The following is a 20,478-nucleotide window of genomic DNA, read 5'->3' as shown; positions in this document are numbered from 1 at the left end:
TGCACGGGGGTATGCGTGACGCGAAAGCCACGCATCAGGGTTAAGTAATTACAAATTAACCAGAAGCCTTGCGTGTAGGGAAAATCCGGTTAATACGGTAGGGGAAATTACCGCACGTCCGGTTTTCTCGCCGTGGGGACTTCGAGAAAAGGTACAAAAGCCCGATGAAGGCAGCATCCAAGTTTTTGAGCGCCGCGTCCGCGGTGGCTATGTCCGCCGCTCTGGTTGTGCCAGGCGCGCTCGCAGTGCAGTTCGTTGCCACATCTGCGGCGCAGGCGGCCGTTGTCTCGAGAGTCGAGGTCAGCGGTAACCAGCGTGTCGACGCCGACACCATTCGCAATTACATCACGATCAAGCCCGGCAAGGCGTTTTCCAGCGCCGATGTCGACGATGCGGTCAAGGCGCTGTTCGGCACCGGGTTGTTCTCCGACGTCCAGATCAACCAGGTCGGCTCGACGCTGGTGGTCAAGGTCGCAGAATACCAGGTCGTCAACCAGGTGCTGTTCCAGGGCAACAAGAAGCTCAAGGACAATGCCCTGGCAATTGCGGTGCAGTTGAAGCCGCGCGGCACCTTCTCCCAGGCAACGCTGGATTCCGATGTCGAGGCGGTGAAGGCCGCCTACAGGCGTATCGGCCGTGACGATGCCGCCGTCACAACGCAGATCATGGATCTCGGCGACAACCGGGTAAACGTGGTCTTCAACATCAACGAAGGCGGTCGCACCAAGATCGCTGCGGTCAATTTCGTCGGCAACAGCGCCTATTCGAGCCGCCGTTTGTCCGACGTCATCGCCACCAAGCGCTCGAGTATCTTGTCCTTTGTGCTGCGCGACGACGTCTATGACGAGGACAAGCTGCGCGCCGACCAGGAGACGCTGCGCCGCTTCTACTACAATCACGGCTATGCCGACTTCCAGGTGGTCTCCGCTGTCGGCGAACTCGACGACACCACCAACCAGTACACGGTCACCATCACCGTGCAGGAAGGCGACCGCTATACGTTCGGCGACGTCAGTGTCGAGAGTACTATTCCCGAGGTCGACTCGAAGTCGCTGGAATCGGTGGTCCAGACCCACAAGGGCGACGTCTACAACGCCAAGGATGTCGAGGACACCATCATCGCGCTGACCGAGAAGGTCGCGGGTTCGGGCTATGCCTTCGCCCAGGTGACGCCGCGCGGCGACCGTAATTTCGAAAATCACACCATTTCGGTCGTCTATACGATCGACCAGGGCACCAAGGCCTATATCGAGCGCATCGAAATTCGCGGCAACGATCGCACGCGTGACTATGTCATTCGCCGCGAGTTCGATGTCAGCGAAGGCGATGCTTTCAATCAGGTCCTCATCCAGCGCGCGAAGAAGCGGCTGGAAGCGTTGGATTATTTTGAGAAAGTCGACATCTCGACCGTTCCGGGATCCGAGCCCGACCAGGTCGTGCTGGTGGTTGACGTGGTCGAGAAGTCGACCGGCGAATTCTCGGTCGGCGCCGGTTATTCGACCGGTGGCGAGACCGCAGGTCCGTCCGTCGAAGGATCGATCGCGGAGCGCAACTTCCTCGGTCGCGGCCAGTACATCAAGGTCTCCGCCGGTGGCGGCAAGAATTCGCGCGACTACAGCCTCTCCTTCACCGAGCCCTATTTCCTCGGGCGGCGCATCGCAGCGGGCTTTGACATCTACCAACAGACGCGAAACTATTCCAAGTATGACAGCGAGACGCTGGGCGCGACCGTTCGCTTCGGTCTGCCGATCACCGACAATATCTCGACCCAGCTGGCGTACAATATCGCTCGGGAGAAGTACAAGCTCGACGACGGTTGCGACGACACACCTCACGATGGCGTTCCCGACGCCGACTGCGACATATCTCCGGCGATCGTCGAGGGAATCGACGATAGCCCGTGGATCAAGTCGTCGGTCAGCCTTGGGCTGGTTTACAACACCATCGACGACATGAAGAGCCCGCATGAGGGCATCTATGCCACCACGGGTGTGGAAGTGGCCGGCCTTGGTGGTGATGCCAAATTCGTCAAGGTTACGGGTCGCGGCACAGTCTACCAGACCTTGTCCGAACAGCTGGATCTGGTCGGCCTAATCTCAGGCGGCGCTGGCCATATTGCCGGCTATGGCGATGATGGCCTGCGTATCTTCGATCAGTTCCAGAGCAGCGACCGCATGATCCGCGGCTTCGAGTATGGTGGTATCGGCCCTGCGGATATTGCAACGGGTGACCATCTCGGCGGCACTACTTATTTCAATGCCTCGGCGGAGATGCAGTTCCCGGTACCGGTCATTCCGGAAAGCTTTGGTTTGCGCGGAGCCGTGTTTGCAGATGCCGCTACACTGTATGGCAGCGCGATTGACACCGCTGGTGTCACCCAAACCTCAACTGACATGAAGCTGCGCGCCTCGGTTGGTGTCGGCTTGTTGTGGTCATCGCCTTTCGGCCCGATCCGCATTGACTACGCGATGCCCGTCAAGAAGGAAAAGACCGACGACGTGCAGGAGTTCAACTTCGGCATGTCGAGCCGCTTCTAATGCGCGGGTAACGATGCTTCCGGGCCGTTGGGGTCCGGAAGTGAACTGATCCGACCTAGCTGGATATTGCTTCTGGAATGACCGATCCGGTGTTCTTCGCGCCATCACGCCGGTATACGGCTGGCGAAGTCGCGAATCTGACCGGCGCGTCGCTTGTCGATTCCGACCTTGCCCACATATCGATCGACGCCTTGGCGCCAGCCAGTGAAGGCGGCGAGGGTGCACTCGTCTTCGTCGATGGCAAGCGCAATTTCGCGCTGATGCAGTCGCTGAAGGCGGCGGCAGTGCTTTGTCCCACCGAATTCGCCGCGAAGGCGCCGGCCGGTATTGCGGTTCTGGTCCATCCTCGACCGCAACAGGCTTTCGCCATGGTCGGCCGGCTGCTGTTCCCGACGGCGGCCACTCCAGGACCGATGACCAACGAAACCGGGGTCTCGCCGCACGCTCATGTCGATGCCTCGGCGCATGTCGAGGCCGGTGCCATCATCGAGGCCGGAGCAGTCATCGGCCCGCGCGCTTCCATCGGCAGCGGAACCGTCATTGCGCCGCACGCCGTTATCGGTCCTTCCTGCCAGATCGGCCGCGATGGCTATATTGGTCCAGGCGTGAGCGTCCAGTATGCGCTGATCGGCAACCGCGTCATCATCCATGGCGGCGCCCGCATCGGCCAGGACGGGTTCGGGTTCGTCGGCGGTGCCAAAGGGCCCGAGCGTGTGCCGCAGATCGGCCGTGTCATCATCCAGGACGATGTTGAAATCGGATCGAACACGACAGTCGATCGCGGCGCCATGTCGGATACGGTCATCGGCCAGGGCACCAAGATCGACAATCTGGTGCAGATCGCCCATAACGTTCGCATCGGCCGCAATTGCATTATAGCAGGGCTTTCGGGTATCTCCGGCTCCGTCGTCGTCGGCGATGGTGTCACCATGGGCGGCGGCGTTGGCCTTGCCGATCATTTGACCATAGGATCGGGAGCCAAGCTTGCGGCGAGAAGCGGGTTTATGAGCAACGTGCCGGCGGGCGAGATCTGGGGAGGCTATCCGGCGCAGCCGATGGCGGAAGCCATGCGCGAGATCGCCATGCTGCGCAAGCTCGCCAGGACGCGCAAGCAGGGCGAGGGGGGAAGTAGCTGAGATGGTGCCGGCGACGCTCGAAGCGGTCGATATATTGGGGTTGATGAAGCTTTTGCCGCATCGCTATCCCTTCCTGATGATCGATAGAATCGTCGAAATCGATGGCAACGACTCGGCCATCGGCATCAAGAACGTGACCATCAATGAGCCGCATTTCCAGGGCCATTTCCCGGACCAGCCGGTGATGCCGGGCGTGCTGATCGTCGAGGCCATGGCCCAGACGGCTGGTGCGATCTGCATCCGCAGCCTTAACACGGAAAAGCCGTCACTGGTCTATTTCCTGACCATCGACAATGCGAAATTCCGCAAACCGGTCGTTCCGGGCGACCAGCTGAAGATCCACGTCAAGAAAATCAAGATGCGCGGCAACCTGCTCAAATTCGCCTGCGAGGCCATGGTGGAAGGCGCAAAGGCCGCCGAAGCCGAGATCTCTGCAATGATGGTTACCGGCTGACGGTTCAAAATGCTTATGAAAATACAGACTTTAATCCATCCCTCGGCCGTTATCGAGGCCGGTGCCCAAATCGGCGAAGGCGCCTCCATCGGGCCTTTTTGCTATGTCGGCACTGACGCCGTTATCGGTGACCGCGTCGAACTGGTCAGCCATGTCTCGGTGCTGGGTGCGACCACCATCGGCGCCTGTACCAAGGTCTATCCGATGGCGACGCTGGGAGGGCCGCCACAAAACACCAAGCACAAGGGCGGCCGCACCACGCTGGTCATCGGCCAGAACTGCACGATCCGCGAAGGCGTGACCATGCATCTCGGCACCGATTCCAGCCGCGGCGAGACGACCATTGGCGATAATGGCAATTTCCTTGCCTATGCCCATATCGCTCACGATTGCGTCGTCGGCAAAAACGCAACCTTCGCCAATGGCGCAACGCTCGGCGGACACTGCGAGATCGGTGACAACGTCTATATTGGCGGCCTCAGCGCCGTTCATCAGTTCGTGCGTGTTGGCGACAACGCCTTTCTCGGCGGCTGCTCGGCGTTTGTCGGCGATGTCATTCCCTACGCCATTGCCGTGGGCAACCGCGCCAGCCTGCGTGGGCTTAACATCATCGGCCTCAAGCGCGCTGGGTTGCCGCGCGCTGAAATCTACTTGCTGCGCAAGGCTTACAAGACGATCTTCGACCGCTCCCGCACCGTCGGCGAGAACATCGAATTCGCCAAGGCCGAGTTCGCCTCGTCGCCGACCGCCATGAAAATTATCGATTTCATCACCAGTCGCGGCAAGCGGCATTTTGCCGTCCCGTCGCTTGGAAGTGGCGACGGCGATGATGCCGATGACGCAGGCTGAGGCCACCTCGGCAGGCCTCGATCTCGCGCCGGACGCCAGGGTCGGTATCATTGCCGGCGGCGGCAGCCTGCCGGTCGAAGTCGCCGAAGGTCTCGCCGCGCACGGGCATCCACCGTTCATTCTGCTGCTGGACGGCGAGGCGGACCGGCTGCAGGACCTCCATCGATATGACCACGACGTGCTTGCGCTGGAGCAACTGGGCTCTCTGGTGCCGACCCTGAAACACCACGGTATCACCCATGTGATCCTCGCCGGCGAAATCAGGCGCAGGCCGCAGCTGACTCACATACGCCCGAGCCTTGGTCTGCTGGCCATCTTGCCGTCCGTGATCATGGCGCTGGCGCGTGGCGACGACGGGCTGTTGAAAATTGTGACGCGGGGCCTGGAAAAGCGCGGCATCAAAGTGGTCGGCGCCCATCAGGTCGTTCCTGAACTGGCGGCTGGCCAGGGAACGCTTACCGCGGCTGGGCCTATTCAATCGGACTGGCGCGACATCGAGGCTGCGCGTATCGCCGCCAAGGCCATCGGCGCCCTCGACATCGGCCAGGCTGCGATAGCGGTCGGAGGTCGGGTCATCTCTCTCGAAGGCATCGAAGGCACCGCCGAACTGATCGCGCGCACAGCCAAACTGCGCGGCCATGGCAGGCTCGCCGGCAGGACGCGCGGCGTCCTGGTCAAATGCGCCAAGCCCGGCCAGGAGCTGCGCGCCGACCTGCCCTCGATCGGGCCGCAGACCATCGAGGCGGCACACGCCGCCGGGCTGGCCGGCATTGCCGTCGAAGCCGGCCGTTCGCTTATTCTGCAAGGTCCCGTCACCATTGCACGCGCCAATGCGCTCGGCCTGTTCGTGATCGGCCTGCCTGCCGAGGAGCCGGCCAATGGGCAACAGTAAGCCGCTGAAGATCGCCGTTGTCGCCGGTGAAGAATCCGGCGATCTGCTCGGCGCTGATATCGTCGCGGCACTGAAGCGCGCCACCGGCCGCGAGATCAGGCTCGTCGGCATAGGCGGCCGTCATTTGCAGGAACTAGGGCTGAAGTCGCTGTTCGATGGCAGCGAGATCGCGCTGATGGGATTCAGCGCCATCCTGCGTGACCTGCCGCGGCTGGTCAAACGTATCGGCCAGACAGCAGCTGCGATCGCGGCCGAGAAACCCGATTGCCTCGTCACCATCGATAGCCCGGACTTTTCGCTGCGTGTCGCGAAAAAGGTCCGCGCCACCGATTCGACCATCCCGATCGTCCACTATGTCTGCCCAAGCGTGTGGGCATGGAGGCCGGGCAGGGCAGTCGCAATGAAGCCCTATGTCGACCATATCCTTTGTATCCTGCCTTTCGAGGTCAAGGCGCTCGCCCGCCTCGGCGGTCCGCCCGGCACCTATGTCGGACACAGGCTGACGCAGGATGCCGGCGTGCTTGGCGCCGCGCTGGCGCAGGCCCAGCCGCGCGACCTCGCCAACGACCGCGTCAAGACACTGCTCGTGCTGCCTGGTTCACGCCGTGGCGAAGTGCGCCGGCTGGTGGACCCGTTCGGCAAGACGGTCTCTGCTCTGCGCCAGCGTGGTCATCGTCTGCGCCTGCTGCTGCCGACGGTGCCGCACGTTGCGGATCTGGTCAGGGCATCGGTCGCGCGCTGGGACGAGAAGCCTGAGATCATTGTCGAACCGGAGCGAAAATGGCAGGCCTTCGGCAAGGCCGACGCAGCGCTGATCGCTTCCGGAACCGTGTCCCTGGAACTGGCGCTGGCCGGCGTTCCCATGGTGTCCTGCTACAAGCTCGACCCGATCGCTCGCCAACTGGCGCAGCATCTCCTGACCGTCTGGTCGGCGCTTTTGCCCAATCTGATTTCTGACCGCGCGCTGGTGCCGGAATTCTATGACCAGTATGTCAGGCCGGACAATCTCGCCCGCCAGCTGGAAGCGCTGTTTGCAGACACCGGCATGCGGGCCTGGCAGAAAGACGGCTTTGCCGAGATCGCCCGGCGCATGGCGACAGACCGGCCCGCCGGCGATATCGCGGCCGAGGTCGTGATGAGGCATGTAGGCAGTAGGCAGTAGGCAGTAGGCAGTAGGGCTTTCTTTCTATTCCCTACTGCCTACTCACTAGTCACTCACCGCTTCGCGATCGGCACGTAGTCGCGTTCCGGCGCGCCGGTATAGAGCTGGCGCGGGCGGCCGATCTTCTGGTGCGGATCCTCGATCATCTCTTTCCACTGCGCGATCCAGCCAACGGTGCGGGCGACCGCGAACAGCACGGTGAACATGGTGGTGGGGAAGCCCAGCGCCTTCAGCGTGATGCCTGAATAGAAGTCGACGTTCGGGTAAAGCTTCTTCTCGATGAAGTAGGAATCGGTCAGCGCGATCTTTTCCAGCTCCATGGCGATATCGAGCAGCGGATCGTCCTTGATGCCGAGCTCGCCCAGCACCTCATGCGCCGTCTTCTGCATGATTTTCGCGCGCGGGTCGTAGTTCTTGTAGACGCGGTGGCCAAAGCCCATCAGCCGGAACGGGTCGTTCTTGTCCTTGGCGCGGGCGATGAACTCCGGGATGTGGTCGACATGGCCGATCTCACCCAGCATGTTGAGCGCCGCCTCGTTGGCGCCGCCATGAGCCGGGCCCCACAGGCAGGCGATGCCGGCGGCGATGCAGGCGAACGGGTTGGCGCCCGACGAGCCGGCGAGACGCACCGTCGAGGTCGAGGCGTTCTGCTCGTGGTCGGCATGCAGGATGAAGATGCGCTCCATGGCGCGCGCCAGCACCGGGTTGATCTTGTATTCCTCGCAGGGCACAGCAAAGCACATATGCAGGAAGTTGGCGGCGAAGTTCAGCTCGTTCTTCGGGTAAATGAAGGGCTGGCCGATGTGGTATTTGTAGGCCATCGCCGCGATCGTCGGCATCTTGGCGATCAGTCGCATCGAGGCGACCATGCGCTGATATGGGTCCGAAATGTCGGTGGAGTCGTGATAGAAGGCCGACAGCGCGCCGACCACGCCGCACATCACAGCCATCGGGTGCGCGTCGCGGCGAAAGCCGGTGAAGAAGCGCGACATCTGCTCATGCACCATGGTGTGGCGCGTCACCCGGTAGTCGAAATCGTCCTTCTGCGCCTTGGTCGGCAGTTCGCCGTAAAGCAGGAGGTAGCAGACTTCGAGGAAGTCGCCATGTTCGGCCAGCTGATCGATCGGGTAGCCGCGGTGCAGCAGGATGCCGGCATCGCCGTCGATGAAGGTGATCGCCGACTCGCAGCTTGCCGTCGAGGTAAAGCCGGGGTCGTAGGTAAAGGCGCCGGTGGTGTTGTAGAGCGCACCGATATCGATGACGTCAGGCCCGACCGAACCGCTTCGCACCTTGAGTTCGTGCGTCTTGCCGGCCAGTTCGAGCGTGGCAGTCGACGGATGCGTCTTGCTGCCGGTGTCCAGTTTTGTCGCAGCTTCGCTCATTCTCAAACTCCTTCATCTTCCTTATGCCGGCAAGGCAAGTCCTGCAAACGACACGTCGAAATCACCGGAATGCGCGAACTCGCCACCGCATTTTGGGAGGTGCGTGCCAGATTGGGCCAGGGCCTAATGTTGCACTGCGAAACGCGCCTTTCAATGCCAATCTTTTTGGGCCAGTTCGCTCCTAATCGATTTGATCCGCAATCCGCGCCAGGCTTTCCTCGCGGCCGAGCACGGCAAGCACGTCGAACACGCCGGGCGAGGTGCTGCGGCCGGTAAGGGCTGCTCTCAGCGGCTGGGCCACGGCGCCGAGCTTGTGGCCACCGGCCGTCGCGAACTCGCGCACGGCGGCTTCCGCCGCAGCGGCCGTCCATTCGCCGGAAACGGTCTGCAAGGCCGCATGCGCGCCGCGTAAGATCGTACGCGCATCGGCACTGAGAAGTGCCGCCGCCTTCTCGTCGACAGGCAGCGGCCGCTCGACGAACAGGAAGCCGGCGCCATCGGCCAGTTCCACCAGCGTCTTGGCGCGCTCCTTCAGGCCCGGCAGGGCGGCCAGCAGCTGCGCCTTCCTCGTATCGTCGAGGCGGGCGGCAAGCGCCGGGCCGCCTTCGAGATAGGGCAAAGTGGCGATGAAGATCTCGAGCAGCTGGACGTCGTCCATCTTGCGCATATGCACACCGTTCAGCGCATCGAGCTTGGCGAAGTCGAAGCGCGCCGCACCTTTGTTGACGTCGCCAATATCGAACCAGGCGATCATGTCCTTGATCGACATCACCTCGTCGTCGCCATGGCTCCAGCCAAGCCGTGCCAGATAGTTGAGCAGCGCCTCGGGTAGATAGCCCATGGCACGGTAGGCCTCGACGCCGAGCGCACCATGCCGCTTCGACAGCTTGGCGCCATCGGCCCCATGGATCAGCGGGATGTGCGACATGGACGGCACCTCCCAGCCCATGGCGTTGTAGATCACCGTCTGGCGCGCCGCATTGGTCAGATGGTCGTCGCCGCGGATGATGTGGGTGACTCCCATGTCATGGTCGTCGACGACGACGGCATGCATGTAGGTCGGAACACCGTCCGAACGCAGGATGATGAAATCGTCGAGATCCTTGTTGGGGAAGCGCACCTCGCCCTGCACGCGGTCATGCACCGCGGTCTCGCCCGAGATCGGCGCCTTGATGCGAATGGCGCCCTTGACGCCGGCAGGAGCCTGTGAGGGGTCGCGGTCGCGCCACGCGCCATTGTAGCGCGGCGGCAAGCTCTTGGCGCGTGCCGCCTCGCGCATCGCCTCGAGCTCTGCAGGCGTCTCGTAGGCGTAATAAGCCTTGCCCAGGCGCACCAGTTCCTCGGCCACCTCGCGGTGGCGCGGCGCGCGCTCGTACTGTGAGACGGCCTCGCCGTCCCAGGACAGGCCGAGCCAGGTCAACCCATCCAGAATGGCCTGCGTCGCCGCGGCGCTGGAGCGTTCGCGGTCGGTATCCTCGATGCGCAGCGCCATCGTGCCGCCGGTGTGCTTGGCGTAGAGCCAGTTGAACAGCGCCGTGCGCGCGCCACCGATATGCAGGTAGCCGGTGGGCGAGGGGGCAAAACGGGTGACGACCTTGTCGGACATGGAACTCTCGGAAAGGGCTGGAAAGCGGCGCATGATCGCGCGGACTTTCGCGCTTTGCGCGTTCATGTAGCATAGGAGGTCTGGGGCGCAAGGGGCAGACCCGATGGCTGGACGTGGCTGGGGCGCGAGGGAAGGCGAGGGCGCTGATGCAAGCGTCAGCGAACGCTCTCTGTTTGCCGATACTCCCTATGCCGAGCCGATGCCCATCGCGTTGCCCGAGACGCGACCTGGCCTCCGGCCCTTGTCTCCGGATGACGCGCCATCAGCGCCTGTCGCCGTGCCTGGAACTGGCATCCGTCTGGGCAGACTGCTCCGCCGTCCATCATGGCCCGCAATCCGCCGCAGCGTTGCAGTGGCCGCCGGCACGGAACTCGACCGTGGCGTTGCCTTCCTGCTGGTGCCGGTCTTCTTGGCGGCCGGGGTCATTGTCTATTTCTCGCTGGCCAGCGAGCCGGGCTTTGCCCAGCCAATCGCCATTGTGGCGTTGGCGACATGCTGTGCTGTCGCCACGCGATCCTGGCAAAGGACGCATCTGTGCTGCATGGCTGCGATGCTATGCGCGTTGGGCGTGGTTGCCGCCAAGGTCGAGACCTGGCGCGCCGGAACGCAGATGCTGGGCTCCGAGATCCAGACACGGTTGACCGGGCGCGTTGTCAGTCTTGAAGACATGGAGAATGGCCGCGTCAGGCTGACGCTCGACGTGATTTCCACCGCTCACCCCAAGCTGCGCTACGCGCCGGAGCGGGTCAGGCTCTCGGCGCGTGGGATTCCGGCCGATATGACGGCAGGCTCCCTGGTGACCGGCTATGCCAGGCTGTTGCCGCCGACGGGTCCGGTGCGGCCGGACAGCTACGATTTCTCCTTCGACAGCTATTTCAGCGGCATCGGCGGCAGCGGCTTCTTTCTCGGCAATCCCAAAACCATCGCCGCGCAGGAACCGCCGCCGCTGACTGCACGGCTCTCCTCTGCGATTGAGAATGCGCGCGAAAACATTGCCGATCATATCAGGGGCAAGATCGGCGGGGCCGAAGGCGAGATTGCCGCGGCGCTCATTGTTGGGGTGCGCGCCGGCATTCCGGACGAGGTCAACGAAGCGATGCGGCGCACCGGCATCTACCACATCATCTCCATTTCGGGTCTGCACATGGCGCTGGTCGCCGGCACCATCATGGCGTTGCTGCGTGGCGCCTTCGCGCTGTTTCCCGATTTCTCCTCGCGCCGGCCGGTGAAGAAATATGCGGCCGCCGTGGCACTCGTCTCGATCGCCGCCTATCTCGTCATTTCAGGCATCGTGGTCGCCGCAGAGCGCAGCTTCATCATGTTGGCGGTGATGCTCATCGCGGTGCTGTTCGATCGTGCCGCGCTCACCATGCGCAATCTGGCAATCTCGGCCATCGCCGTCATCCTGGTGTCGCCGCATGAGGTTGTCGGCCCGAGCTTTCAGATGTCGTTTGCTGCCACCGCCGCCCTTGTCGGCGCCTATGCCGGCTGGGCCGACTACCGCGCCGACAAAGTGAGAACGCCGCCGACAAAGCGCTCCCTTGCCGGTTTTCTGTCGCGAAGATTCTTGGCTGGCATGGGCGGCCTCGCCATGACCTCGATCATTGCCGGCAGCGCCACGTTGCTGTTCGCGATCTGGCATTTCCAGCGTGTGTCGCCGCTCAGCCTGCTCGCCAATCTCACCGTGATGCCGATCGTATCGCTGGTTGTCATGCCATTCGGAGTGCTCAGCGCGCTGGCCATGCCGTTCGGCGCGGACGGGCCGTTCCTCTACGTCATGGGCAAGGGCCTGACGGCAATGATCGCGATCTCTGCCTGGATCTCCGAGCGTTCGCCGCTCGATGCCGTCGGGCTGATCTCCATCCAGTCCGTATTGCTGGCAACGGTTGCACTGGTCATCGCGACCATGGCCACCACCTGGCTCAGACTGGCGGCCGTGCCTTTCGCGCTGGCCGGTCTGTTGACGGTGCCGCAGGTGCGCACGCCCGATGTGCTCATTTCCGAGGACGCGCATCTGGTGGCCGTGCCGATCGGTGGCGGCGAGCTCGCTCTCAACCGGGAGCGCGCAAACGAATTCACCACCGACAACTGGAAACGGGCGCTGATGGCCGAGACCATCATTCAGCCCGAGACATTTGAGACGGGAGACAGGCGGTTCGATCTCGATCCGCTCGACCTGCCGCCCGGCTCACCCTTCTACTGCACAGGCGATCTCTGCATTGCCCGGCACCCGTCCGGAGCCATTGTCGCGCTTGCAAAAGACCGCAAGACAGCCCAGCCAGCCTGCGCTTTCGCGAGCCTGATCGTCATCGACGACGCCACCGCCTACAATCCGTGCCGCGACCCGTTGGTTCTGGTCGTGACCAAGAAGCAGCTTGCCCGCGATGGTAGTGCCGCCGTCTTCTTCGATCCGCAATCGGCCGCGACAGCCCCAACCATTCGCTTCGCCGTCGACAAGCCCTACCGTCCCTGGCACGAGCAACGCCACTTCTCACGCGAAGCACGCGGCCTGCCGCCTTACAAGCAGCGCGAAAAGTACAAACCCAAGCCGGCTCAGTAACGCCTGATCAGCCCGACCAGCTTGCCCTGCACCTTGACCCGGTCCGGCCCGAAGATGCGGGTCTCATAGGCCGGATTGGCGGCTTCCAGCGCGATCGAGGCGCCCTTGCGGCGAAAGCGTTTCAGCGTCGCTTCCTCGTCGTCGACCAGCGCCACGATGATCTCGCCGGGGCTGGCGGTGTCGGCATTGCGGATGATGACCGTGTCGCCGTCGAAAATGCCGGCCTCGATCATCGAGTCGCCCTTGACCTCGAGCGCGTAATGTTCGCCGCCCATGATCATGTCGGGCGGCACCGAGATCGAATGCGTCTGGTGCTGGATGGCGTCGATCGGCACGCCGGCGGCGATGCGTCCCATCACCGGGATCGACACCGCCGAAACCGCGTCGTCATTGCCGGCAGACATCGAACGCGATGGCGAGGCCGGCTTGATCTGGCGGCCGAGACCGCCCTGGTTTTGACCGAGGCTGCCCTGGATGACGCTTGGTGAGAACTTTTTCGCCGCATTGAGGCCGGGCGCAATCGAGTCTGGCAGCCGCAGCACTTCCAGCGCACGCGCCCGGTTCGGCAGCCGGCGAATGAAACCGCGCTCCTCAAGCGCCGTGATCAGGCGGTGGATGCCGGACTTGGAAGCGAGGTCGAGCGCCTCCTTCATCTCGTCGAAAGACGGCGGGATTCCGCTCTCCTTCAGGCGTTCATGAATGAACATCAGGAGTTCATGTTGTTTGCGCGTCAGCATCGCGGCCCCCCGAGGGTTCTGAAACCAGAATCAGAAAAAACAAACCCAGAACAAACACTATCTGTTCCAGTTGTGTTCCGCAACCTTTTAAAGTTTAATGAATGTGTTGACGTTTTGTTCAGCGTAACATCAGCACGCTGCAGGCGGCGCCCGCGGCGGCGGCCGGAGCGAAGGGCTCGCGCACGATCAAGCCGTTGGCGTCGGCCAGCATTCTCAGCATCGAGGAATCCTGGATGCCGAACGGCGTTGCGACAAGTGCGCCGGCTTCTTCCCGGACCACGGCGCGCACGTAGTCCTGCCTGAGATCGTTGGCCGGCATCGCGGCGCCGAGCTGCGCCTGCCGCATATCCTGCCGATGGACGCGGCCACCCAGCTGCGCCAAAAGCGGTTTCAGGAACAGTTGCGAGCAGACCAGGCTCGCCACCGGGTTGCCGGGCAGGCCGATGCATCTGATTTCGCCGAGCCGCCCGAACATCAGCGGCTTGCCCGGGCGCATGGCGAGCTTCCAGAAATCGAGCTTCATGCCTTCGCCGTTAAGCACGTCGTGCACAAGGTCGTGGTCGCCGACCGAAGCTCCGCCGAGCGTGACGATGACGTCGGCCTTTGCCGCGACTGCCTTCTGCACCAGTGCTGCAATCGCCTCCCTGCGGTCGGCCGCGATACCGAGATCGAGAGCGCGCGCGCCGACCGATTGCGCGGCGGCCGCGACGCCATAGGCATTGGACGAGATGATCTGGTCGGGGCCAAGCGCGCTGCCCGGCGGCAGCAACTCGTCGCCGGTGGCGATGATGGCGACCAGCGGCCGTTGCACCACATTCACCATCGGATGGTTGGCCGATGCCGCCAGCGAAAGTGCGGCCGGATCGAGCACGCGGCCTTTCTCCAGCAGGACGTCACCTTGCGCAAAATCCAACCCCCGGCGGCGGATGTTGCGTTCCTTTGCCGTCGGCTCGGTGACCTCGACCTGGCCACCGCCGAGATCCCTGACATTTTCCTGGATGACGATGGTGTCTGCGCCTCCAGGCAGCGGCGCGCCCGTGAAGACGCGCACGGCCTCACCCTTGCCGACAGTGCCGTCAAAGCCGCGCCCGGCTGGCGCCATTCCGATTACAGAAAGCCGCGCCGGGGCGGATGCCACATCCTGCGCGCGCGCCGCATAGCCGTCCATGGCGGACGCGTTGAAAGGCGGCTGGGTGCGCAGCGCTACGACAGGCTCCGCCAGCACCCGGCCGGCCGCATCCGCCAGCGCGACGCTTTCACCCCGCAGCACGGTAGCGCCGTCGAGGAGGCGTTGAAGCGCCTCGGCGACCGGAACCAGCGCCATTTACGAACCCGCCTTGTAGTCGCCGGACTTGCCGCCGGTCTTTTCCACCAGCCTAATGCCGGAGATGATCATGGCGCGGTCGACCGCCTTGGCCATGTCGTAAATGGTCAGGCAAGCCACCGATGCAGCGGTCAGCGCCTCCATCTCGACGCCCGTCTTGCCGGTGACGCGGGCGAGCGCGGTGACCCTGAGGCCGGGCAAAGCGGGATCCGGCTCGATGTCGACCGACACCTTGGTCAACAGCAGCGGATGGCAGAGCGGAATCAGCTCATGCGTCTTCTTGGCCGCCATGATGCCGGCGATGCGCGCTGTGCCCAGCACATCGCCCTTCTTGGCGTCGCCATCGAGGATCATCTTCAGGGTTTCAGGCCGCATCGAGACAAAGCCCTCGGCGACTGCCGTGCGCGTCGTCTCGTCCTTGCCGCCGACATCGACCATGTTGGCCTCGCCCTTGGCGCCGAGATGGGTGAGGGCGGCTGTCATCGTCAGGCTACCTCGGCTGTCGCCTTGCCTGTCAAAAGCAGGCGCGTTGCCGTGGCGACATCCTCTTGCCGCATCAGGCTTTCGCCGACAAGGAAGGTTTCGATGCCGGTCTTTTGCATCCTGAGGCAATCGTCGTGGGTGAAAATGCCGCTTTCGCTGACCAGCAATCGGCCGCCCGGCACCATCGAAGCCAGCCGCTCCGAGGTTTCAAGGCTGGTCTCGAATGTTCTCAGATTGCGGTTGTTGATGCCGATCAGCTGCGACGACAGTTTTACCGCGCGCTGCGTCTCGGCCTCGTCATGCACCTCGATCAGCGCATCCATGCCGAGTTCGAATGCGGTCGCTTCCAGTTCGCTAGCCAAGGCATCGTCGACGCTGGCCATGATGATCAGGATGGCATCGGCGCCCCAGGCGCGTGCCTCGTAGACCTGATAGGGGTCGAACAGGAAATCCTTGCGCAGCGCGGGAAGCGACACCGCCTTGCGCGCGTTGGTGAGAAATTCCGGCGCGCCCTGGAAGGACGGCGCATCGGTCAGCACCGAAAGACAGGCGGCGCCGCCTTTCTCATAGGCCTGCGCCAGCGCTGGCGGGTCGAAATCGGCGCGGATCAAGCCTTTGGAAGGGCTCGCTTTCTTGATTTCGGCGATCAGCCCGAAACTGCCCGATCTGCGCTTCGCCTCAAGCGCCTTGAGAAAGCCGCGCGGCGCGTCCGCGTCCTTGGCCCGCGCCTTGATCTCGGCCAGCGGCATCTTCGCCTTTGCCGTCGCGATCTCGTCGCGCTTGTAGGCCTCGATCTTGCGCAGAATGTCAGCCACGGTCCTATCCGTTCGAAATCTCGACCAGCCTGTCGAGCACGCCCAGCGCCCGGCCGCTGTCGATGGCTTGTGCCGCCGCCGCCATGCCGTCGGCCAGCGTCGTTGCCTTGCCCGCCACCACCATACCGGCGCCGGCATTCATCAGCACCGTGTCGCGATAGGCCCCGGCAGCGCCGCTCAGCATGTCGCGCAACGCCTTGGCGTTGTAGGCGGCGTCGCCGCCGCGCAACTCTTCCTTGGTGTGGCGCTGCAAGCCGACTGCTTCCGGGGTGAGCGTAAAATGGCGGATCTCGCCGCCGGCAAGTTCCGCAACTTGCGTCTCGCCGGTAGTGGTGATCTCGTCATAGCCGTCGCCATGGACGACCCAGGCATGCTCTGTGCCCAGCGCCTTCAATGTCTCGGCCACCGGCACGATCCATTCCGGCAGGAACACGCCGACCATCTGCCGGCTGACGCCAGCCGGATTGGACAGCGGGCCGAGCAGGTTGAAGATGGTGCGGGTGCCGAGTTCGACGCGGGTCGGGCCGACATGCTTCATCGCAGGATGATGCGCCGGCGCGAACATGAAGCCGACGCCGGCCTCATGGATGCAGCGCCCGATCACTTCCGGCGGGATATCGATCTTGACACCGAGCGCAACCAGCACGTCGGCGGCGCCCGTCAGCGAGGACAGGCCGCGATTGCCATGCTTGGCCACCGGCACGCCGCAGCCGGCGACGACGAAGGCCGAAGCCGTCGAGATGTTGACGGAGTGCGAGTTGTCGCCGCCGGTACCGACGATGTCGATGGCGCCTTCAGGGGCTTCGACGCGCAGCATCTTGGCGCGCATGGTGGCGACAGCGCCGGAAATCTCGCTCACCGTCTCGCCGCGCACGCGCAGCGCCATCAGGAAGCCGCCGATCTGGCCAGGCGTCGCGTCGCCAGACATGATGATGTCGAAGGCTTCGCGCGCTTCGTCAAAGGTCAGCGCGGTCCCGGTGGCGACCTTGGCGATATGGATCTTCAGCGCGCTCATGGGGCCAAGACATTCATTGGGTTAAGGCGCTCATTGAGCCAAGGCCTGGGCAACGGCGGCCTGGTCGACGCTGACGGCGTACTGCGTCTGCAACTGCGCCACCAACTGGTCGAGCAGATCGTCGGACATGCCTTGCGTGAAGGATTTCTGCGCATCGTCGGGCACCGAACTGGCGTCGGCTCCGGCCGGCTCGAACACTTCGGCCACCTTGAACAGAATCTGGCCTTCGCCGGTGGGCGAGGGGATCAGCCCGGTGCCGCCTTCGCCGACGCCGAACATCGCTGCCGCGCCGTCCTTGCCGAAATCGACATCGTCGGCCTCGCGCTTCACGCCGCGCTTGGTCTGCTTTTCAAGTTTCAGTTCGCCGGCGATGACGTCAAGCGTGGTGCCGGCCTTGAGGCGTTTGTCGAGCTCATCGGCCTTGGCGGTCAGCCGCTTGGTTGTTTCCTCTGTCGTCCAGTCCGCCACCACCCGCTGGCGAACCTCGTCCAGCGTGCGGTCGCGCGCCGGCGTGATCGATGTCAGCTCGTAGAACACGAAGCCATTGTTGGTCGTGGTCAGGGCCTCGTTCTCGGTGTTGGGTTCGGCATCGAACACCGCCTTGATCAGGTCCGGCGATGCCGGCAGGTCCTTGATGACGGTTCCGTCCGGCTTGAGGCCGGTGCGGTCGATGGCGTCGACGGTGACGTCCTTGAGCTTCAGCTTGGCGGCGGCTTCGGCCAGCGTGCTGCCGGCGGCGCGGGTGTCTTCGTAGTTGTCGTGCACGTCGAGCAGGATGCGGCTTGCTTCGCCCAGGGCCAGATCCTTGCGGATCTGGTCTGACACTTCGGCCAGCGGCTTCACCACCTCGGGCTTGATATCGGTGACGCGCAAAAGCACAGGGCCGAACGTACCCTGGACGACCGGGCTGACTTCGTTGACGGCAAGCGCGAATGCGGCATCGGCGACCGCCTTGTCGCTGATCTTGTCCTTGGAGAGCGTGCCGAGCAACGTGTCGGCCTGGGTCTTTCCCTGCGCGATAACGATCTTGTCGAAGGTAGCGCCCGTCTTCAGCGAATCGGATGCTGCCTCGGCGGCATCCAGCGTCGGGAACACCAGCTGTTCGATGGTGCGCATCTCCGGCGTGGTGTTGCGCCCCTTGTTCTTGTTGTAGTCGTCGCTGACCTGCTGGTCGGTCACGGCGCTGACATCCATGATGTCTTCAGGCTCGAGCCGGACATAGGAGAATTTGCGGTATTCAGGCGCCGCGTAGGTTTTCTTGTTGGCCTCGAAATAGGCTTGAAGCACGCTGTCGGATGGCGCCTCGATCGGCTCGACCAGCGCCTTCGGCAAGGTCAGATAGTCGATGGTGCGGTCTTCGCCGCGATAAAGCGCGACCGCCTTGAAAAAGGTGTTCGGCGCCTTGAGGCCGTCCGAAACCGCCTCAACGATCTGTTGACGCACCGCCACCTGGGAACGGTTCTTGAGATAGTCCTCCGGCCGCATGCCGAGCTCGCGCAGCCGCGATTCGAACAGCCGCCGGTCGAACTGGCCATTCGGGCCCTGGAAGGCGGGTTCCTGGCGCGTCAATTCGGCCAGCTTGTCCTTGGAGAAGCCGAGCCCGAGCTTGCGCGCCTGTTCGTCGAGAACGGCACCCGACACCAGCTGCGCCAGCACCTGGTTGTCGATGCCATAGGCCTTGGCCTGCTCGCGGCTGATGCGCTGGCCGATCTGCTGCTGCAGCATGTTGATCTGGCGATCGTAGGCAAGGCGGTATTCGGTGATCGACACGGTGGTTCTGCCGGCGGTGATGACCGCGTGATGGCCGGCCAGGAAGCCGCCCGCCAGGCGGGTGGTGACGCCCCAGGCGGCAAAGCTTGCCACCAGCAGTAACAGCAGGGTCTTCGCGACCCAGGTCCCCGCCGCGCTTCTCAATATACCAAGCATTGCTACTTCCGATTTTCCGCACTTTCGTGTGCGCCCGAGTCTGAAACAAGCGCAATAGCGCCCTTCCGGCTCACTGTCGATTGCTTTGTGGCCTGATTTTGGTAGGGAGGGCGAGACCCCAATGTCGCCCGGAGAACCAGATCCCATGACGCCAGGAATTCGACCGCTCGTTGCCGGCAACTGGAAAATGAACGGCACCAGCGCCTCGCTGAACGAGCTCAGGATGATCGGCAACGGCTTCATGAGCGGGCTTGACGCCGAGACCGAGGCATTGGTCTGCGTGCCCGCCACCTTGTTGTCGCGCGCGGCCGAAATCCTGTCGCGCACGCCGGTCCGGTCCGGCGGCGAGGATTGCCACATCAAGGAGAGCGGCGCCTTCACCGGCTGTGTCTCGGCCGAGATGCTGAAGGACGCCGGCGCCAGCCACGTCATTGTCGGCCATTCCGAATGCCGTGAACAGCGCGGCGAGGACGATGCGACCGTCCAGGCCAAGGCATCTGCCGCATGGCGAGCCGGGCTCGTCGCCATCATCTGCATCGGCGAGACCAAGGCCGAGCGCGAGGCGGGCGCCGCCCTCGACGTCTTGTCGCGCCAGGTCGCCGGCTCGGTGCCGCCCAGCGCGACGCCAGCCAACACCGTCATCGCCTACGAGCCGGTATGGGCGATCGGCACCGGCCTGACGCCAACCGCCGACGACGTGGCCGAGGCGCATGCGCATATCCGCGAAAAACTGTCGGAGGGGCTCGGCGCCTCGGTGGCCGGCAAGATCCGCATCCTCTATGGCGGCTCGGTCAAGCCGTCCAATGCGGTCGAACTGCTCGGCGTCAAAAACGTCGACGGCGCGCTTGTCGGCGGCGCCAGCCTTAAGGCGGCGGATTTTCTCGCCATTGCCGAAGCCTACCAGAATATCGCCTAGCCGGCATTCCGTCGCCGACTTGATCAAACGCCGCGCTGCGGCCGAAATCGTTGCAAAGGGCGCATTGCTTCCCATATTCCGGCCACGGGCTTGGAAATGCCGTTAAAGCATTGTATGGAGCCGCCTCCAAATCGCCGGCCCTGATCGCCAGGGAGCGGCAGGGCTTGCCAGGATAAAATATGGAAACCGTACTGATCGTCATCCACCTCATGGTCGTGCTCGCCCTTGTCGGCGTGGTGCTGCTGCAGCGCTCCGAAGGCGGTGGTCTCGGCATCGGGGGCGGTTCCGGTTTCATGACCGCGCGCGGCGCCGCCAATGCGCTGACGCGGGCGACGGCGATCCTGGCCGCGGCTTTCTTCGTCACGTCGCTGACACTCTCGATCGTTGCCCGCTACGGCGAAAAGCCGATCGACATTCTCGACCGCGTGCCGGCCGGCAATGGCGTGCTCAACCAGTTGCCCGGCACGACGCCGCCCGCCGGCACCACCGCACCGGCTGCGCCTTCGGGCAATGGCGCCGCCACGACGCCTCCGGCCTCCGCTCCCGCCACCACAGCCCCTGCGACGGCTCCGGCCCCGGCGACGCCGCCTGCAACCGATTCGGCTACGCCGCCGGCTGCCAACGGCGTCACCTTGCCGGTCACGCCACAGGTTCCGAACCAGTAGTCGGGTAAGGTCAGACGCC

Annotated in this window: 17 protein-coding genes; 9 read left to right on the top strand and 8 right to left on the bottom strand. The window is 63.7% G+C overall.

Annotated features, from left to right (window positions below; translation table 11 throughout):
* The first annotated feature begins 164 nt into the window (after positions 1–164).
* The 6 genes from bamA to lpxB all read left to right on the top strand — a co-directional run bounded on the left by bamA (position 165) and on the right by lpxB (position 7,030).
* The gene (bamA, locus tag ACWGTI_RS10210; protein WP_454587000.1) at positions 165–2,537 is read left to right on the top strand and encodes an outer membrane protein assembly factor BamA; all 2,373 of its coding nucleotides are present in this window, start codon (positions 165–167) and stop codon (positions 2,535–2,537) included.
* Positions 2,538–2,614: 77 nt separating this feature from the next.
* Entirely contained in the window at positions 2,615–3,673 is a 1,059-nt protein-coding gene (lpxD, locus tag ACWGTI_RS10205) for a UDP-3-O-(3-hydroxymyristoyl)glucosamine N-acyltransferase (RefSeq protein WP_454586999.1), read from the top strand.
* A gap of 1 nt (position 3,674) precedes the next feature.
* On the top strand, positions 3,675–4,127 hold the full coding sequence (gene fabZ, locus ACWGTI_RS10200; protein ID WP_142865736.1) for a 3-hydroxyacyl-ACP dehydratase FabZ: 453 nt from the start codon (positions 3,675–3,677) through the stop codon (positions 4,125–4,127).
* A 15-nt stretch (positions 4,128–4,142) separates the two neighbouring features.
* Positions 4,143–4,976, top strand: coding sequence for an acyl-ACP--UDP-N-acetylglucosamine O-acyltransferase (gene lpxA / locus ACWGTI_RS10195; protein WP_454587317.1), 834 nt, complete (start codon positions 4,143–4,145; stop codon positions 4,974–4,976).
* Positions 4,963–5,868: an LpxI family protein gene (locus ACWGTI_RS10190; protein WP_454586998.1), complete on the top strand. Its 906-nt coding sequence runs from the start codon at positions 4,963–4,965 to the stop codon at positions 5,866–5,868. Before lpxA ends, ACWGTI_RS10190 begins: the two co-directional genes overlap by 14 nt.
* Positions 5,855–7,030 carry a lipid-A-disaccharide synthase gene (lpxB, locus tag ACWGTI_RS10185; RefSeq protein WP_454586997.1) on the top strand — a complete coding sequence of 392 codons (1,176 nt, stop codon included), beginning with the start codon at positions 5,855–5,857 and terminating at the stop codon, positions 7,028–7,030. Before ACWGTI_RS10190 ends, lpxB begins: the two co-directional genes overlap by 14 nt.
* A 53-nt stretch (positions 7,031–7,083) precedes the next feature.
* Here lpxB and gltA read toward each other — a convergent pair whose 3' ends face one another.
* On the bottom strand, positions 7,084–8,412 hold the full coding sequence (gene gltA / locus ACWGTI_RS10180) for a citrate synthase (protein ID WP_454575021.1): 1,329 nt from the start codon (positions 8,410–8,412) through the stop codon (positions 7,084–7,086).
* Between the two features lie 181 nt (positions 8,413–8,593).
* Entirely contained in the window at positions 8,594–10,018 is a 1,425-nt protein-coding gene (gene gltX / locus ACWGTI_RS10175; RefSeq protein WP_454586996.1) for a glutamate--tRNA ligase, read from the bottom strand.
* A 103-nt stretch (positions 10,019–10,121) separates the two neighbouring features.
* Here gltX and ACWGTI_RS10170 point away from each other — a divergent pair, with 103 nt between their 5' ends.
* Positions 10,122–12,578, top strand: coding sequence for a ComEC/Rec2 family competence protein (locus tag ACWGTI_RS10170; protein WP_454586995.1), 2,457 nt, complete (start codon positions 10,122–10,124; stop codon positions 12,576–12,578).
* Here the strand turns inward: ACWGTI_RS10170 and lexA are convergent.
* The 6 genes from lexA to ACWGTI_RS10140 all read right to left on the bottom strand — a co-directional run bounded on the left by lexA (position 12,572) and on the right by ACWGTI_RS10140 (position 18,878).
* Positions 12,572–13,315 carry a transcriptional repressor LexA gene (gene lexA, locus ACWGTI_RS10165; protein ID WP_454575024.1) on the bottom strand — a complete coding sequence of 248 codons (744 nt, stop codon included), beginning with the start codon at positions 13,313–13,315 and terminating at the stop codon, positions 12,572–12,574. The two genes, ACWGTI_RS10170 and lexA, sit on opposite strands and share 7 nt — an antisense overlap.
* 118 nt (positions 13,316–13,433) lie before the next feature.
* The gene (locus ACWGTI_RS10160; RefSeq protein WP_454586994.1) at positions 13,434–14,639 is read right to left on the bottom strand and encodes a molybdopterin molybdotransferase MoeA; all 1,206 of its coding nucleotides are present in this window, start codon (positions 14,637–14,639) and stop codon (positions 13,434–13,436) included.
* Entirely contained in the window at positions 14,640–15,122 is a 483-nt protein-coding gene (gene moaC, locus ACWGTI_RS10155) for a cyclic pyranopterin monophosphate synthase MoaC (RefSeq protein ID WP_454586993.1), read from the bottom strand.
* A 2-nt stretch (positions 15,123–15,124) separates the two neighbouring features.
* Complete coding sequence (trpC, locus tag ACWGTI_RS10150) at positions 15,125–15,937, bottom strand: indole-3-glycerol phosphate synthase TrpC (protein ID WP_454586992.1); 813 nt, start codon at positions 15,935–15,937, stop codon at positions 15,125–15,127.
* Between the two features lie 4 nt (positions 15,938–15,941).
* Positions 15,942–16,952, bottom strand: coding sequence for an anthranilate phosphoribosyltransferase (gene trpD / locus ACWGTI_RS10145; RefSeq protein WP_454586991.1), 1,011 nt, complete (start codon positions 16,950–16,952; stop codon positions 15,942–15,944).
* A 30-nt stretch (positions 16,953–16,982) separates the two neighbouring features.
* Positions 16,983–18,878 carry a peptidyl-prolyl cis-trans isomerase gene (locus ACWGTI_RS10140; RefSeq protein WP_454586990.1) on the bottom strand — a complete coding sequence of 632 codons (1,896 nt, stop codon included), beginning with the start codon at positions 18,876–18,878 and terminating at the stop codon, positions 16,983–16,985.
* Positions 18,879–19,023: 145 nt separating this feature from the next.
* On the opposite strand from ACWGTI_RS10140, the gene tpiA reads away from it, so the two are divergent.
* Together tpiA and secG are read left to right on the top strand one after the other, a co-directional pair.
* Entirely contained in the window at positions 19,024–19,794 is a 771-nt protein-coding gene (tpiA, locus tag ACWGTI_RS10135) for a triose-phosphate isomerase (RefSeq protein WP_454586989.1), read from the top strand.
* 179 nt (positions 19,795–19,973) lie between these two features.
* Positions 19,974–20,459 (top strand): preprotein translocase subunit SecG, encoded by a 486-nt coding sequence (gene secG / locus ACWGTI_RS10130; protein ID WP_454586988.1) that lies wholly within the window; start codon positions 19,974–19,976, stop codon positions 20,457–20,459.
* Positions 20,460–20,478 lie beyond the last annotated feature (19 nt).

This window comes from Mesorhizobium sp. ArgA1 (genome assembly GCF_053714375.1).
This window is presented reverse-complemented; position numbering and strand designations above follow the sequence as displayed.

Coding starts and splice junctions, on each gene's coding strand:
- bamA (WP_454587000.1), top strand. CDS start 165: ATGAAGGCAGCATCCAAGTTTTTGAGCGCCGCGTCCGCGGTGGCTATG.
- lpxD (WP_454586999.1), top strand. CDS start 2,615: ATGACCGATCCGGTGTTCTTCGCGCCATCACGCCGGTATACGGCTGGC.
- fabZ (WP_142865736.1), top strand. CDS start 3,675: ATGGTGCCGGCGACGCTCGAAGCGGTCGATATATTGGGGTTGATGAAG.
- lpxA (WP_454587317.1), top strand. CDS start 4,143: ATGAAAATACAGACTTTAATCCATCCCTCGGCCGTTATCGAGGCCGGT.
- ACWGTI_RS10190 (WP_454586998.1), top strand. CDS start 4,963: ATGACGCAGGCTGAGGCCACCTCGGCAGGCCTCGATCTCGCGCCGGAC.
- lpxB (WP_454586997.1), top strand. CDS start 5,855: ATGGGCAACAGTAAGCCGCTGAAGATCGCCGTTGTCGCCGGTGAAGAA.
- gltA (WP_454575021.1), bottom strand. CDS start 8,412: ATGAGCGAAGCTGCGACAAAACTGGACACCGGCAGCAAGACGCATCCG.
- gltX (WP_454586996.1), bottom strand. CDS start 10,018: ATGTCCGACAAGGTCGTCACCCGTTTTGCCCCCTCGCCCACCGGCTAC.
- ACWGTI_RS10170 (WP_454586995.1), top strand. CDS start 10,122: ATGGCTGGACGTGGCTGGGGCGCGAGGGAAGGCGAGGGCGCTGATGCA.
- lexA (WP_454575024.1), bottom strand. CDS start 13,315: ATGCTGACGCGCAAACAACATGAACTCCTGATGTTCATTCATGAACGC.
- ACWGTI_RS10160 (WP_454586994.1), bottom strand. CDS start 14,639: ATGGCGCTGGTTCCGGTCGCCGAGGCGCTTCAACGCCTCCTCGACGGC.
- moaC (WP_454586993.1), bottom strand. CDS start 15,122: ATGACAGCCGCCCTCACCCATCTCGGCGCCAAGGGCGAGGCCAACATG.
- trpD (WP_454586991.1), bottom strand. CDS start 16,952: ATGAGCGCGCTGAAGATCCATATCGCCAAGGTCGCCACCGGGACCGCG.
- ACWGTI_RS10140 (WP_454586990.1), bottom strand. CDS start 18,878: ATGCTTGGTATATTGAGAAGCGCGGCGGGGACCTGGGTCGCGAAGACC.
- tpiA (WP_454586989.1), top strand. CDS start 19,024: ATGACGCCAGGAATTCGACCGCTCGTTGCCGGCAACTGGAAAATGAAC.
- secG (WP_454586988.1), top strand. CDS start 19,974: ATGGAAACCGTACTGATCGTCATCCACCTCATGGTCGTGCTCGCCCTT.